Source organism: Nocardia niigatensis NBRC 100131, assembly GCF_000308655.1.
In the GTDB taxonomy this organism is placed as follows: domain Bacteria; phylum Actinomycetota; class Actinomycetes; order Mycobacteriales; family Mycobacteriaceae; genus Nocardia; species Nocardia niigatensis.
This window is the reverse complement of the sequence record NZ_BAGC01000044.1, coordinates 36510-51356: the sequence shown is the minus strand read 5'-3', so window position 1 is coordinate 51356 and position 14847 is coordinate 36510. Positions and strand designations below refer to the sequence as shown.

The following is a 14847-nucleotide window of genomic DNA, read 5'->3' as shown; positions in this document are numbered from 1 at the left end:
ACCGAACCTTTCGGTTCGACGGTGCCCCAGCACCCACGGCGGCACATCTCGATTGGTGCAGTGATGCCGAGGAATTCCGGCGACAGCTACAGGGGTTGAGCTCGCATCCGGAATCGTTGAGCTGGGAACGGTTTCCGGATTTCGTGGCACTCTGCGCGAAGTCGGCTGGAGCGCAGGCGAAGTCGCCGAGAAGCTTGTCGACGAGATCGGCGATCGATGCCTGCGAACCGGTGCTGCCCTGGTGCAGGTGACGGAATTCAAGTCCGCAGATGCCGCGTACACGTATCAGCTGTGCTTCATCGACGCGAGTGCCGTCGACCGGCTCGACGCCATCTCAACTGCCATTGGCCGCGACTTGTTGGCGTGCCGCACACGCTAGAGCACGGTTGACCGTCGCTCCTGGGCCGGTTCGGTCCGGGCGGGTCGCCCAGCCGCCGCGAGCACGGACTGTGCCAGGGCCGGGTCGGTGCCCGTGGGGATGGCTTGTAGCACGATCACGGTGCCGTCGGTCCCGCACATGTACATGGTGCCGAACAGGTCGAACGGATACCGGTCCAGTCGGATGGTGCGGTCGGCCACCAGGTGGTGCCGGCCGGTCGGGGACCAGACGCGCGGGTCGTAGACGATGCGCGCTATCGGCCCTGCTCGCGGACGGAGTGCGGTGATCAGATCCGGGAGCTCGACAGCGAGGTTGCCCGATCGTGGCCACCAGGTCGCATCGATGTAGCCGCTAGCCTCGGAGTCCGGGCGCAGACGTAATCGTGGGATGCGAGTGGGTGTACGACCGAGCGGTGCCGAAGGCACGTTCGTCGATTGTGGCGTCATCAGACGCTCCTACCGTGGCCGCTGGGAAGGCCGGATGTCGAAATCGGGGATGGCGCGACCTCTGCTGGTCAGCGCACGTGATGCCGCCGAATGCTTCGAGCCTACACGCCGGTGCTCACCACACGAGCGGCACAGACTGCGGCGGACGAGCCCGTCCGCCTGGACCGGTCCACACTCGGCGGGGCAGCGAGCGGTATTCGGCCGTCGGGTCAGCGTGATGGGTTGCTGCGAGCGTGCCAGTGGGCGAGCCGGTCGGTGGTCCACACCGGTTGCAGCATGTGCCAGTCGCCCGTATGCGGTCTGTTCGGCGCGGGCGCGTTCGGACGGGCCGATCGCGCCGCGGGCGATGGCTGCGGTGTCGATGATGCGCGTGTGGTCTCCAGAATGACGTCGACCAGCGCCCACAGCGTTGCGGCAATCTCGTATGCGACTCGCAGACCGCTGCCGGGCGGGGCGATCACGACCACGTCGGAACCGCGGAACGCCGGCAGCAGTCTGGCCAGCTGCCGGCCCGCGTCCTTGCGATCGATGAACGTGACACCGGGTCACCCCTCGGTCAGGCGCGCGCATCCCTTGCGTGCCGGGGGTGGTACTGCACGGTCTGTCTACTCGCCGGAGTCCATCGTTGACGACCATCCCGACGCGTGCCGCATGCGCTGGTCGGCGACGAGCGGTTCGGTGTCGGCGGGGATGATCAGCAGTGTCAGGTTGGCGCCCTCGGTTCCGAACAGTTGCATGGTGTCGGGCGGCAGGTCCGGTGCCGGACCGTGCATGTTCACTCTGTCGTCCTCATCGATCCGGCGTTGCGCGAGAGTTCTTGCGTTCCAAGCGAATCCGACCCGGGTTAGGCGGCCGAGCCAAGGGGTGAGAACGTGGATCAGGTCGTGCAGCTCATTGGTGAGATTCGCGGTCCGGGGCCACCAGGCTCCATCGACCGGTCCGGGTGCGGTATAGGGACGGCGTAGCAGGACCCGTGGTGTGCGCGTCGGGGACGGGTACGGCTGCCGATTACGGCGGGCGGACGCTGGTTCGCCCATGGCGGCGTGGTTGGTGATGGGACGTTTTGCGCTGGCGTCGATCATGATCGACCTGCTTGCCGTGTACCCGATGCTGCTGCCAGCGCCGTGTTCGCCACCGTGCCGCCGGTGGTGGAGGGGATGACCTCCAGCACGATGACGATGCCGTGCACACCACAGACATACATCGTGTTGAACAGCTCGAAAGGATAGGGGTCCAAGCGGATTCGATGACTGCCGAGCTGGAGGTGTCGAGCGGAGGGCGACCATCCGGTGGGGTCGTAGACGACCCGCCATACCGGTCCCAGGCGCGGCCGGAGGGCGGTGAACAGTCCGGGGAGTTCGGCGGCGAGGTCCTGCGTGCGAGGCCACCAGGCACCGTCGACATAGCCGCTGACGTCGGCGCGCGGACGCAATCGCAATCGTGGTGTATCGAGCGGTAGGCGACGAGGCACTGCAGGATGCAAGCTCGTCGATCGTGGCGTCATGGGACGCTCCTGTCACAGCCCCTGCGGGGCCGGAATTAGAATCGGAGACGACGCGACCTCGACTGGTCGGCGTGCGAGGTGCCTCCGGATATTGTCCAGCCTACTCGCTGACTCCGGCCTGACGACCTGCGCAAACGGAATCGGAGGTGGGGCTGTCCGCGTCAGATTCGGCGCTTCCCATGATCACGATCGGCGAAGTGCCGACATGCCGTCGTGCACACAGGGTTCGAAGCGATACCTCATCGTCGGCGGTGCCGTGGGAGGCACCCGCCTTCGCAGCAGCGCCGAAATGGCGAGTCGACGATTGTGCCGTTGATCACCGCGCTCGCCCGAGAGGACCCACCGCAACGGCGTTGGCCCGCTACACCGAGCGCTACGTCCACGATTCGGCCGGCGATATCTCGAGCATGCGGCACCACGGAGCAGATCCATTCCACCACGGCTGGACCTGAGACCATCACTACGCCGAACGCAGTTCGATCGAAACCGATGGCACCGCAAATCCTTTTACCTTCAGCAACCGACTCAGTGTGACGATGTCGGCCGGATCGGAAGCTGTTCCGGAGTCGTATCGCTATGACGCACAAGGCAATACGACCACCTGTGCCGGGGTGACCGCGCGCCGATCGAGCCGGATCTGCACTGGGACTACGGGAACAGCCTCTATCGCGCCGAACTCGGCGGCGGAAGTACCGCACACTATGTGTACGACTCCAATGGCGCCACGACGCAACATGCGGTGCGCGTCACTGTCGAGACGCCAAGCGTTTTCGCTTCACGGGGCGAGAGCGCGACAACTGCAGCGAGATCCCCCGAGATCGCTGTTACCACCGGGCTTGACTTCGCCCGACCAAATGAGCAGGGCTTCCGCGCCCCGGAGGTAGGGGTTCGAGTCCCGTTAGCTCCACAATGTGTGGGGCCGCAGGTTGATGACCTGCGGCCTCACGTAGCTTTTCGATGATTGTGTGAGTGAATCCCGCTCCGTAACTGAGCAATCCGGACCTTGCGCGAGACGGAGGTGAAGAGCCGAGTCAGTGCTCAGGGCGGTAGACCCACTGCTTTTGCGCTCTCACGCACACGAGGAGTGGGCGGAGCTCACTGTTCAGCCCAGAATTGGTTGAGTCGGGCTACCGCCTGATCTTTGGTCATCTCCTCGATTTCTTCTGGGGTCAGGTGAACCAGGCGTATGAGCTTCTCGACGACACCGAGAGGGATTGGCTCCTTGTCGGGGATCGTGACAGACCCCGAGGTGCGTGCTGGACGAACTCGATCGTTGACGCATGCCCAGAACTGGGCTTCGCTGACCTCGAGTTGGTCCTTCAGGATCTGGCACCACAGCTTGGATCCGTAGTCGGTGTTGTCCATGGGCCGTGAGATCCGGGTACGCAAGACGCGGCCGTCCGAAAGCGGTAATTCCCATGTGCTGTGGTGCCTGACCACACCACCTGTGGCGTTGCGGACTCGTACCCATTCATCGTGGTGGCAGAACGTTTCGTGGGCCTTCTTGTTACCCGGAGGGTATTGGGTCATTGTTCGGCCGCCGTCAACCACTCTCTCAGCTGTTCGTCCGTGGATAGCTCCACGAACTGCACGAAGTCGACGTTCTTCTGATGGTTGAGCGCGGCATGGAGATGGTCTTGCCAGTCGGCGGTGTACTCGCGCATGGCCTCGATCAAGGCGGTGATCGCCGTGTCGAGGTCGGGTTCCTCCACTGCCAGTGGAAGACCCGGCAGGTAGGCGACCCAATTGTTGTTTTCCCGCACTACTTGCGGTTCGTGGACACGGATGATGTGGGAAAGCAACCACCGGAGCCGCCCAACCTCCACCAGCGCGGAATCCTTCCCCTTGCGGGATACCACGGCGACATTGCCCTCTTCGGCGGCCGTCAGCATTTGGGCGAAGTGTTGTCGAGCGCTGTTCATGGAGTTGTATCGCTCGACAGACGTGATTCGCTCTGTGGTCGTCATCGGTCCCTCGACCTCTTCCGTTGCGGCCGGATGTACATCATGTACATCATGTACATCCGGCCGCCGACGCGCTAGGTGCGACGTGCCACTTGGCAAGATTGTGATCTACCGGCGGGCATGTACCGCGCGGATCACGATTCAGGAGCGTCGACCACCACCGCCCGGTTCGTATACTGGCCCGTCAGGTCCACCAAGCAACAGAGCCGCAGGTGAATGATCTGTGGCTCTGTTGCTTTCTCGGCAATGCGCGAACCCGGCAAGTGCCCTACGCGGTACCCAACGTTCATGAAGGCCAAAACGAGCGTGTACCTGGATCCTGATCAGGCTGCCCGTCTCAAGGAGGCTGCCGAAGCTTCGGGGCGGTCGGAAGCTGATTTGATCCGTGAGGGGATCGACCTGGTGTTGCTGCGGTCGCACAGGGTCCGCCGTACTCGTCCGTGGCCGTCGTTCGATTCCGGTGATCCTGGGTTCGCCGCCAACAGTGAGGGCTTGCTCGGCGAGGCATACGGCGAGTGAGTTTCTTCATCGCTGACACCTCGGCGATCATCGCCGCCTACGATCGCGCCGCGGAACTGCACGAGCAAGCCCGTGAATATCTCGCCACCTCCGTCGCGGTTGTCTCGCCACTCGTGCTGTACGAGGTCGATCATCTGCTCGTCGCGCGATTCGGAAAAGACTGCCGCACAGCCGATCTCGTCCTGGACGACCTGCTCACCTCGGCCGAGGAGGGCGCGGTGCTCATGCCACCGGTAGGTCGCGATGATCTGCGGGTCGCCCAGAAGATCATCGAGCAGTACCGAGGTCTCAGGCTCGACCTGGCCGATGCGGTCACTGTCGTGCTCGCCGAGCGGTACCTCACCAATGACATACTGACGTTGGACGAGAAGGACTTTCATGCCGTCCGGCCGTTGACGCCCGCTCACTCGTCGTTCCGGCTGCTGTTTCAGGGCGACTGAACTGCTGGCCGTCACCGATGGGACAGGACGGCGTGAACCAGTGGTCCACCCACCGGTCATCGGTCACCAACGGGTGCCGACTGCGACCGGGTGCCAACCGCGCGGATCATGATGTCCGCCGTCTACCGGGTCCGCGCGGCTCGTATGCTGGTCCGTCAGGTCCACAGATCAGGCTCCCGTCGATTGTTCGATGGGAGCCTTTTTGCATTGTGGTTGCCGCTGAACCTTGGGTTCGGCTCCGGGGTGAGTTCGTTCGGTCAGTTCGAGTTGCGGCGGGACAGTCGGTCCCAGCGCGGCACCGCGTCGGCGATCGCCTCGAGGGCTCGGCGGGCCTGTGGGTCGGTCGATACGGTGTCGAGTTCGGTCATTGCGGCGCAACGGAATCCGTCGGCTTCGGTGCGGGCCCAGTCCAGGGCGCCCGAGCGCTCGACGAGGGCGACGAGGTCTGCGGCTTCACTGCTCGACGGGGGACGCGAACGGGTGTACGCCGTGGCCAGGATGGTCGCGAGTCGAGGGTCGTCGTGCAGGGCTCGGACGATCGGGGCGGACTTCTTCCGTCGGAGGATGTCGCCGCCGACGGCTTTTCCGAGACGATCGGGATCGCCGACCAGTCCGAGTACGTCGTCGACCAGTTGGAAGGCCAGGCCGAGGTGGCGACCGGCATTGCGGAGCGCCTCGATGCGGCGCTCGTCCGTCGTCACCGCTCTGGCGCCGAGCGCGCAGGCGAGCCCGAACAGGGCCCCCGTCTTGCCGCTCGCCATGGACTGCCACTGGTCGGGACCGATGTCCATGCGGTTCTCGAACAGCATGTCCGCGGATTGGCCGTTGACCACCTCCAGCAGGGCCACCGACAGATCTGCCGCGACCGCGTGCCCGACGCGCGATCGGTCGGCCGCCGCTTCGAAGGCGAGGGACAACAGGGCGTCGCCGGTGAGAATCGCCTGCGCCCTGCCGAATACCACCCACGCGCTGGGACGGCCGCGCCGCCGTCGGTCGTCGTCCATGATGTCGTCGTGCAGGAGCGAGAAGTTGTGGACCAGTTCGACGATGACCGCGCCGGGCACCCCGTCGCTGTCCTCGCCGCCGGCCGCGACGGCGCTCGCGATCGCCAAGGCGCCCCGCACGCCTTTGCCCGAACCGGTGTCGGTGGGCCTGCCGAACTTGTCGGCCCAGCCGAAATGATAAGCCGCGACGGTTCGTAAGGGATCGTCCAGCCGGTTCACGGACTTCCGCAACTCGGGGTCGGTCAATTGCCAGGCTCGATGCAGGACTTCTCTTGCCGCAGCGAGGCGGGGTCGGGGCGTGCTCACAGTACCTGCTCCCGGCCGTCGCCTGAAGGAGCGAGCATCGATGTCGAAGGCGCCGGCGCGTGCCCGTATCGCGCAGTCCTGCTCGACCAATCGAAGTTTCCGCGGATCCACGTACGCATGCCGTCGAGACAGCGCTCGACCGGATCGTGATCCGACGCCGATCGTGTGCGAACCAGCTCCTCGAATCCGAGGTATTGCTCTGTGCGCGTGTCTATTTCCGCGCAAACGCGTGACACCGCTTCGGCTTCGCTCAGATTCTCGTGATGTCCGACGATGAAGACCAGATTGTGGACTTCGCCGAAGGATCGTTCCTTCTCCAGCGAATAGACGTCATTGGTCCAGCACACCACGTCGCAGGCGGCATCGAGGGCGCCGGAGAAGTCGGCGTCGCGATACCGTGCCGGCGGCACCTCGAAACCGCCGAACGCCTCGATCAGATCCATGCAGACGTAGATCGCCCCGGTGTGCCGTCGTCGGTCGACGTAGGTGTCCCTGTCCGGGACGATGCCGGCTATCCGGTTTCCGGCCTCCCAGAACGCGGCGGTGTGCAGGCACTCCTCCAGATGGCCGACGAATCGGGTACGCCAGGCCGCGGAGCCGTGCGCGGCGGTTCGATCCCACAGATCCGAAAGCGCCGCCAGCAGCGGCGAATTCGCCTCTCCGTGCCCGCCGTCGCGCAGGACGCCGCGAACCCCGTGTGCCAGCGCCGCGGCCGCCGCCGGCGTTCTGCCGATCGCCCCGTCGTCGAGTTCGTCGTCCACCAGGAACAGCCAGGCGAACCAATCGGCGGCCAATTCGAGACTGTGCCGCTCGGCATGCGGATGAACCAGTGCCACAAAGTATCCGAAGTCGGCCGCGCTGAATTTAGTTCTGGCCCGGTGTGAACGGAGCAGGTCGAAGCCGTCCACCCATGTCAGGACGTGTTCGCGTGCCCGGTCGAGATTCGGGTTGAGCTGGCTGGGGAAACAACCGAAGGTGGTCCCGAGTGCGCCGGTTCTCATCGCGCGCGTGCCTTCCGTCGTTGTGGCCGCAAATGGACTCCGCCCCTGGGGTGCAGCGTGATGAGCGCTTCAGGGGCTATCGGCGCCGCGCCCTCCGGCAGTCGCAGCCGGTACCTGCTCGCCACAGTGGCCAGCACCAGCACCAGTTCGGTCAGCGCGAAGTGCTTGCCGACGCACACCCGGTGCCCGCTGCCGAAGGGAATGTAGGCATGCTTGGGCCGGGCGGCGATGTTATCGGGGGTGAAGCGCTCGGGATCGAACCGTTCGGGGTCGTCCCAGAACTCCGGATGTCGGTGCAGGAGATAACTGTTGATCAGAACGTTGGACCCTTTCCGGAGGCGATATCCGCCCAGCTCGTCGTCCCGGCGTGCACGTCGCATGAATTGATATGCCGGAGAATAGATCCGGAGTGTTTCGTCCACGACCATTCGCGTGTAGGGGAGTCTCGGAATGTCGTCGACATCGGGAATCCGGTCGCCTATGACCCGGTCTATCTCCTCGTGCAGCCGCTGTTCCGTATCGGGATGCCGGGCCAGGAGATAGAGGGCCCAGGACAACGTGTTCGTGGTGGTCTCGTATGCGCCGATGCAGATATTGAGAACCTCGTGATGAAGTTGCTCGATATCCATTCCCAGGCCATCGGTTTCGTCGACCGAGTTCATGAGGAGTGTCAACAGGTCGGTGGTGTCGTGTGAGCTCGTCGGCTGCTCGATCCGCGCCGTGATGAATTGTGAGACGAATTCGTCCATCTCGGTGATCGCGCGGCGCAGCCGCCGATGGCTCCGCGTGGGCACGGTGAGCGGAGGGAACGGGAAACGGAAGAACGATCCCAATATGGCATTGGCTTCGCCGAAGGCGCGTTCGAACGCCAGGGCGGTGGCGTCGACGTCGGCGCTGAACAACGACCGGTTCACGATCCGCAGCGCGAGCTGGCCGATCTGATCTGTGATATCGAGAATCGGCGCATCGGCGGCATCCCAGCGCTCCAGCATGCGCAGCGTTTCCGCGGTCATGTTCCCGGCCAGGTCGCGGATGGCGCGAGGCGTGAGATGCGGTGCGATCATACGCCGTTGTCGCTGCCACAGTTCGTGATCGGCGTTCGCGATCAGGCCCTTGCGCAGTACCGGGCGCACGATCTTGAACAAGACCGCGTTCTTGTCGTAGCCGACGCTGTTGTCCACCAGGATGTGCCTGATGTGGTCCGGATGGTTGACCAGCACCATCGGCAGGCCCAGGAGCCGGAATTCGAAGAGGTCGCCTTGGCGCTCGAGGCCGCGGGACAGGAAGCCCAATTGGTCACGGCGCAGGGCGAGCCCATTGTCGAGCCCGTCGAGGCGGCCCAACCGGGGTAGTGGGCGCGGTGAGCCGGGGGTGCGCTGACTGGACATGGCGCGACGCTAGCCGGGGGCGGTTAGGACCGGGTTAGGCAGATTCGGGCGCGATCGGCCCTCAGCCGCACTGGCTTTCGAGATAGAGCTGCAGTACCAGCCGACCTTGGCTGACAACCCATTCGTTGCGAGGGATGTCCCGGTAGGCGTGCTCGATGGTGCCTTCGGCGATCGCGATTGCCACACCGAACACCCGGGGATCGGTGTCCGCGGGCATCACCCCTGACGACAGCAGCAGCTGGCCGAACGATTGGGCGCAGCGGCGCTGATGTGTGCAGACCAGCTCGCTGTCGCCGAACGTGAAGTAGAGCGCCACGAATTCGAGATGCCGCAGGAAGTGCGTGCGGTGCACGGTCGCGAACAGCGTGATCGCGTGGGGGATGTCGTCCGCCCGTAGCGTCTCGATCTCCGCCGCGACCCGCCGGTCGATCTGTTCCATGTCGCGGTCCAGCAGTTGCCGGAACACCGCCTCCCGGTTGGCGAAGAACTGGTAGAGCGTCGCGATCGGTACGGCGGCACGCTCGGCGATCCCGCGGGTCGTCACGGCATCCCATCCGTGTTCGTCGACGAGTTCGCGTGTGGCGTCGAGAATTCGCTCGACTCGTTCCCTGCTGCGCGACTGCACGGGTGTGCGTCGGAGGCGCCCCGGCTCAGACACCGGGCAATGATCGCAGATGGCGCGGCGGCGGCGTCCGCGCACCCGGCCCGGCGGCACGCCGGCTCCTCCGGGCCTGCCCGCGGCGGGCGAACATGAACGGAACATGATTTCTCGTCCGATCCGCCAGGTAGCGGCGCGACAAGAACATTACTGTCCGTTTCGGACCGTTAGTCGGCGAGCGAGTTGTGAAACATCCACTTGCGCAGGTGAGTTGAGCATGCAAACATAGCCGCCAGCGGAATCCGGATTCGAGATCGCTTGCGACACAAGGAGCTAAGGATTTCCGTCATCGCTGGTATCGAGACGCAATTACCGTCGACGTTGATTAGCAATTGCGAATTGCCATGTGGCGAAATGTATTTGGGACTGTGATCGATTCTCGCATGGTGCAAGGAGTTTCAATGAGCGCATCCGGTGAACGGTCGGTGCATGTCAAACTGTTGGGCGAGTTCGTCATTTCGGCCCCCGGCGAGGGTTGTGTTCGGTGGCGCGCGAGCAAGGCGCGCTCGCTGTTCGGGGTTCTGCTCGTCAACCGGAACATCGTCGTGGGCAAGGAGCGGTTGCGAGAGCTGTTGTGGCCGGATATCGAGGGCCCCAGTACGTCGTTGAAAGTGGCGGTGCACACCCTGCGCAGAACGTTGGACGACCACCTGGGAACCGATCGCGGGCATCTGCGTGTCGAGTTCCGGGATTTCGGCTACATCATGGACGCGAGCGATGATGTGTTCGTCGACTTCCACGAGTTCGAGCGGTTCACCAAAGCCGCTCGCGAGGCCGCGGTGCGGGGCCTGCGAGAGGAGGCGCTGGATCTGTATCGGCGTGCTGCGGCGCTGTACTCGGGTGAGTTCCTCAGCGGAGAATCAGACAGCTGGGTGATCGAGCATCGGCATTGGCTGCGCTCGATGATCTTGAGCGTCTTGGACGTACTGGCCGAGTACGCGTTCGAGGCGGGCGAATTCGCCGACGCGGCCGACGCGTGCCGTCGCACGCTGGCCATCGATTCCGTGAACGAGGCGGCGTTTCGCCGACTGATGATGATCCACGCCCGGCGCGGCGAGCTGCAGCAGGCGGAACAGTGGTATGCGCTGTGCGCGCAACGCCTGCGTGAGCAGTTCGAAGTCGATCCCGGCCATGACACGCGATCGCTGCGGCGTCGCGTGCTCAGCCGGGAATTCGTGGAGGGGGTCAGGCCGGGCCGCACCGGCCACCGGGTTCACGACGGTACCTCGAACCGCATGGGCTCGATTGTCTGACCGCGGATGACACCGTCGGGCGCGTACCGGAAAGCCAACTCGCGCAGGCGAACCGCGACCGGGTTCGCGAGCTGCTCGACCCTGCTGAGCCGGCGCGACGCCGCCACCAGGGTCCGGGTCCTGGCCCGGCGCGCATCCTCGTAGCCGCGCAGCGCGGCGATGACGGCGCCGTTGCGGTGCAGATGATGGGCGAGAACACAGGCGTCCTCGATCGCGGAGCTGCCGCCCTGGCTCAGACTCGTCAGCATCGGGTGGGCGGCGTCACCGATCAGTGTGACCGGCCCGCGGCCCCAGGACGGCAGGAAGGGGCGGTCCTGGGCGGGCACGGTGATGATGGCGTCGGCCGGTGTGCGCGAGATGACCGCACCGATCTCGGGCGCCCAGCCGCGATAGCTGTCGAGGACGTCGGCCTTGCCTCCGGACCAATCGGCAGCCCGGCCCGCCACATTGCGGGTTCCCCACCAATAGATCTGTCCCGCTCCGAGATCGGCGAAGCCGAAACGCCGGCCCGCGCCCCAGTAGTGGGTGGCGGCGGCCGCGGGGATGTTCTCGTGCTCGAATGCGGCGGTGGCCAGCCAGCAGACGTAGCCGTGGTCGGTGACCGGTGCGGGCCCGGCGAGCTGGGCCCGCACCGCCGATCGGATGCCGTCCGCGCCCACCAGTGCGTCTGCCTCGGTGGCGTATCCGTCGGCGCAGGTCACACGCACGCCGTACGCGGTGATGTCGAAGCCCTTCACCTCCGCGCCGAATCGGATGGGTACCTGGGTCGCCGCCGCGCGCAGACCCGAAAGCAGTTCGCCGCGATGCATGTTCACCAGCGGAAATCCGAGTTCCGCGGCGATGCCGCGGTAGTCCACCGTGCGGATCGGCTTGCCTTGTGCGGTGCGGAGCACGAAACGGTCCATCGGCCGGCCCAGGCCCGCCGTCATCGGGTCGACGCCGAGCGTCGCGAGCGCCGCGACCGCGTTGCAGGCCACTCCGATTCCGGAGCCGGATGCCCGCAATGCAGTGGCGGATTCGAGGATTTCGACCTCGATTCCGCGGCGATGCAGAGCTGCCGCGGTGGACAGGCCCGCGATACCGGCGCCGGCGACGATGACACGAAGTGCTCGGGACATGGCGCGACGCTATCGTCCGGCGGTTAGCGCGGGGTTAGTGCCCAGCAGGCTCGCCGCGGCGGTTCGGCGCAGCTTGCCCGATGAGGTCTTGGGCAGCGTGCCGGGCGGCACCACCTCGACCCAACGCGGTGTGACGCCCAAGCGGTGCTGGATCGCGGTGGCGATGTCGGCGCGCAGCTCTGCGATGAGCGCCGCGTCGACCGGTTCGGACCCGGCCCGGGCGGATTCGGCGATCACGACGAAACCCTCACCGCCCGTCGCGGTCCCGGTACGCACCGCCACGACGTTGCCCGCGCGCACGCCGGGTACCGCGCCGCAGATCCGCTCGATGTCGGTGGGGTAGATATTGCGTCCAGCGATGATGATGATCTCCTTGGCGCGGCCGCAGACGACGAGGTCGCCGTCCTCGGTGCGGTAGCCGAGATCCCCGGTGGCCAGCCAGCCGTCGTCGTCACGGGCCGGGACCCTGCCCTCCGAGGTGAGGTAGTACTCGGCGACGGCCGCTCCGCGGATCCGGATCTCGCCGACCGAGCGGGCGGGCAAGGTGGTACCGGCGGCATCGACGATGCGTACTTCCATGGCGGCGTACGGATTTCCGAGACGTACCAGGCGCCGGCCCGCAGCGGGCGCGGGTTCGGCGAGCGCGTGATGTTCGACCGCCATCGGATCGATGGTGTCGGTGAGCATTCCGCGGCCGCGGGACAGCGACACCAGCAGGGTGGCCTCCGCCATTCCGTAGGCGGGCGTGATGGCCGAGGCCCCCATCCCGAATCGCGCGGCCTGCGTGGTGAACTCGTCGACGACCTCCGGATCGATGGGTTCGGCACCGTTGACGACGACCCGCAGGCTCGACAGATCGTAGGCCCCGTCGGGCGCGATCCGCAGGCGCCGGGACAGAATGGCGTAGGAGAAGTCCGGGCCGGTGGTGCACGTGCCCCGGTAGGTACTGATCAGCTCCAGCAGCAGCAGCGGTCGGCGCAGGAAGTCCAGGGGCGTGACGAATACCGCGGGTACGCCGTATCGCATGGTCGTCATCAAGCTGATCATGCCCATGTCGTGGTACAGCGGTAGCCACATCACGACGACATCCCTGTCGGGCCGCAGCTCGAAGGCATCGGTGAGGGCCGCCGTGCCCGCGTGGAGATTGCGGTGGGTGATGGCCACCGCCTTCGGCGCGCCGGTGGAGCCCGCTGTCAACTGCAGCAGCGCGACCGAGTCCTCATCCGGGTGTACCGGTTCGATCGCCGCCGCGTCGGCGAGTTCGGAAACGGTCGTGATCGCGACTCCCGCAATGGCATTCGCCAGTTCCGAGGGGTAGGGATCGCCGATGACGAGCAGACGCGCTTCGATCGTCTCCAGCACTCGGGCGGTGGCCCGCGCCCACTCCTCGGGGTTGGTGCGGGGTGTGGGCGGATGCAGCATGGTGACCGAGGCTCCGCGCAGCCAGCATGCCTGCGCGACCTGTGCGACCTCGCCCGGATCACCGGCCAGGACGGCCACGGCCGAGTTCGGGACCACTCCGCATCGCGCCATGCCGCCCGCGGTGCGCCGGGCCGCGTGGTGAATCTCGTTCCAGGGCAACCGCTGCAGCCGATCGGGGTCGCCGCATACCAGGCCCGCCGTGGTGGACGGCCGCAGCAGGTCGTCGGTGAATCTGCTCATGTCTCGTCACTCACTCGTGGATCAGTCGGTCGTAGCGGTCGTGGTCGGGCACCAGGCCCGCCGCGACCAATTCCCACAGCACCTCGTCGGTGCCGCCGCCGACTCGGGCCAGCTTCATGTCGCACCACCACTGCCCCAGCGGCGACTGCTCGCTGAGATAGCCGGTGCCGCCGAAGATGTGCATGCATTCCGAGAGCACTTCGGACCCGAGCCGAGCCGCGGTGACCTTCATGGCGGCCGCGGTGCGGGCGTCCAGGCGCGCACCGCTGAGCGCCAGACCGCGTAATGCCCACCGCAGCACGCCGACTCGTGCGTCCAGGTCGGCGACGCGCAGGCGCAGGGCCTGATGCTCGAGCAGCGGCACGCCGAATTGCACCCGGCGTTTCATCCTCGCCACGGTCAGCCCCAGCGCGTTGTCGCACGCGCCGAGCACCTGGCCCGCGATGGATAGCCGCTCATGGCTGATTCCCCAGGTGAGCGCGGCCATTCCGGTGCCGGGACGGGCGATCAGATGATCCGCGGGCAGCCAGGTGTCGATGGTGATGGGCGCGGTGACGAAGCCATGCGCACCGACCTTCGCGTAGATCGGTCCCACGTGGAGCCGCTCGATCGGCACGGCGAACAGCGCCAGATCGCCGAGCCTGGAACCGGTGGCGTTCCCGGGAACTCGGACCACCAGGATCGCGGCGTCGGCGACCGGCGACAGGGACAGGAACTTCTTGTGCCCGATCAGTCGATAGCCGCCGTTTTCGGCGGTGGCGGTGGACGTCACGCCCTGCAGATCCGATCCGCCGTCGTTCTCGGTCGCTCCGATGCACAGCAGCGCGCGTCCCTCGATCGCGTCGTCGGCGAGTCGCGTGAGGTAGTCCGAGCGGCCGAAGCGGCGCAGGATGGCGATCGAGGAATCGTGCAGGCTCACCCCGGCCGCGACACCGGCCGAGCCCAGCCGGCCGAGCCGTTCGGCGAGTGCCAGCAGGTGGTAAAGCTCGCCGTGCGCCGGTGAATGCCGCTGTGCACCATTCCATTTCATGTCGAACACGCCGAACTCCGCCAGGATCTCCACGATCCGGCGGGGGAATGTCCGCGCCGTTTCGGCCTCGTCGGCCAGCAGCTGCGTCTTCTCGGCGAAGGCCGCGTCGAGTGCCTCGGCGAAGGCGTGCTGCTCCGGTGTCGAGGCCAGCGCCGACAGCGGCTCGGCCGTACCG

The 14847-nt window shown here is 66.0% G+C and carries 16 protein-coding genes; 3 read left to right on the top strand and 13 right to left on the bottom strand.

Translation table 11 applies throughout. The features are described from left to right. Positions 1 to 375: 375 nt before the first annotated feature. From ON33_RS41425 to ON33_RS20975, 6 genes are all read right to left on the bottom strand, one after another. Positions 376 to 804, bottom strand: a complete 429-nt coding sequence (locus ON33_RS41425) for a DUF5994 family protein (RefSeq protein ID WP_157184639.1) — start codon at positions 802 to 804, stop codon at positions 376 to 378. Between the two features lie 230 nt (positions 805 to 1034). Further along, complete coding sequence (locus ON33_RS20995; protein WP_040860736.1) at positions 1035 to 1292, bottom strand: hypothetical protein; 258 nt, start codon at positions 1290 to 1292, stop codon at positions 1035 to 1037. 138 nt (positions 1293 to 1430) lie between these two features. Next, on the bottom strand, positions 1431 to 1907 hold the full coding sequence (locus tag ON33_RS20990) for a DUF5994 family protein (protein ID WP_245550640.1): 477 nt from the start codon (positions 1905 to 1907) through the stop codon (positions 1431 to 1433). Beyond that, positions 1904 to 2329, bottom strand: coding sequence for a DUF5994 family protein (locus tag ON33_RS20985; RefSeq protein WP_040860735.1), 426 nt, complete (start codon positions 2327 to 2329; stop codon positions 1904 to 1906). Before ON33_RS20985 ends, ON33_RS20990 begins: the two co-directional genes overlap by 4 nt. Positions 2330 to 3424: 1095 nt before the next feature. Beyond that, positions 3425 to 3694 (bottom strand): hypothetical protein, encoded by a 270-nt coding sequence (locus ON33_RS42800; protein ID WP_218001478.1) that lies wholly within the window; start codon positions 3692 to 3694, stop codon positions 3425 to 3427. Between the two features lie 161 nt (positions 3695 to 3855). Then, positions 3856 to 4296, bottom strand: coding sequence for a hypothetical protein (locus tag ON33_RS20975; RefSeq protein ID WP_063711047.1), 441 nt, complete (start codon positions 4294 to 4296; stop codon positions 3856 to 3858). A 285-nt stretch (positions 4297 to 4581) separates the two neighbouring features. Between ON33_RS20975 and ON33_RS20970 the strand changes: the two genes are divergently transcribed. Together ON33_RS20970 and ON33_RS20965 are read left to right on the top strand one after the other, a co-directional pair. Further along, a complete protein-coding gene (locus tag ON33_RS20970; RefSeq protein ID WP_063711052.1) occupies positions 4582 to 4812 on the top strand; it encodes a ribbon-helix-helix protein, CopG family in 231 nt (76 codons plus the stop codon). Continuing rightward, entirely contained in the window at positions 4809 to 5252 is a 444-nt protein-coding gene (locus ON33_RS20965) for a PIN domain-containing protein (protein ID WP_040860731.1), read from the top strand. Before ON33_RS20970 ends, ON33_RS20965 begins: the two co-directional genes overlap by 4 nt. Before the next feature lie 257 nt (positions 5253 to 5509). On the opposite strand, the gene ON33_RS20960 is transcribed toward ON33_RS20965, so the two are convergent. From ON33_RS20960 to ON33_RS38370, 4 genes are all read right to left on the bottom strand, one after another. Then, positions 5510 to 6562 carry a polyprenyl synthetase family protein gene (locus tag ON33_RS20960; protein WP_063711046.1) on the bottom strand — a complete coding sequence of 351 codons (1053 nt, stop codon included), beginning with the start codon at positions 6560 to 6562 and terminating at the stop codon, positions 5510 to 5512. Next, positions 6559 to 7563: a terpene synthase family protein gene (locus tag ON33_RS41420; protein ID WP_051152565.1), complete on the bottom strand. Its 1005-nt coding sequence runs from the start codon at positions 7561 to 7563 to the stop codon at positions 6559 to 6561. Before ON33_RS41420 ends, ON33_RS20960 begins: the two co-directional genes overlap by 4 nt. Further along, complete coding sequence (locus tag ON33_RS20950) at positions 7560 to 8951, bottom strand: cytochrome P450 (RefSeq protein ID WP_083869153.1); 1392 nt, start codon at positions 8949 to 8951, stop codon at positions 7560 to 7562. The genes ON33_RS41420 and ON33_RS20950 overlap by 4 nt, the downstream gene beginning before the upstream one ends. A 61-nt stretch (positions 8952 to 9012) precedes the next feature. Next, positions 9013 to 9666, bottom strand: coding sequence for a TetR/AcrR family transcriptional regulator (locus ON33_RS38370; RefSeq protein ID WP_157184638.1), 654 nt, complete (start codon positions 9664 to 9666; stop codon positions 9013 to 9015). Between the two features lie 275 nt (positions 9667 to 9941). Between ON33_RS38370 and ON33_RS20940 the strand changes: the two genes are divergently transcribed. Beyond that, on the top strand, positions 9942 to 10862 hold the full coding sequence (locus tag ON33_RS20940) for an AfsR/SARP family transcriptional regulator (protein ID WP_157184637.1): 921 nt from the start codon (positions 9942 to 9944) through the stop codon (positions 10860 to 10862). Here ON33_RS20940 and ON33_RS20935 read toward each other — a convergent pair. From ON33_RS20935 to ON33_RS20925, 3 genes are read right to left on the bottom strand one after another with little or no spacing between them, the layout of a single operon-like run. Continuing rightward, a complete protein-coding gene (locus tag ON33_RS20935) occupies positions 10823 to 11980 on the bottom strand; it encodes an FAD-dependent oxidoreductase (protein WP_040860730.1) in 1158 nt (385 codons plus the stop codon). The genes ON33_RS20940 and ON33_RS20935 overlap by 40 nt on opposite strands. A 9-nt stretch (positions 11981 to 11989) precedes the next feature. Next, entirely contained in the window at positions 11990 to 13642 is a 1653-nt protein-coding gene (locus tag ON33_RS20930) for a long-chain-fatty-acid--CoA ligase (protein WP_040860729.1), read from the bottom strand. Positions 13643 to 13652: 10 nt separating this feature from the next. After that, positions 13653 to 14831: an acyl-CoA dehydrogenase family protein gene (locus ON33_RS20925; protein WP_040860910.1), complete on the bottom strand. Its 1179-nt coding sequence runs from the start codon at positions 14829 to 14831 to the stop codon at positions 13653 to 13655. Between the last annotated feature and the right edge of the window lie 16 nt (positions 14832 to 14847).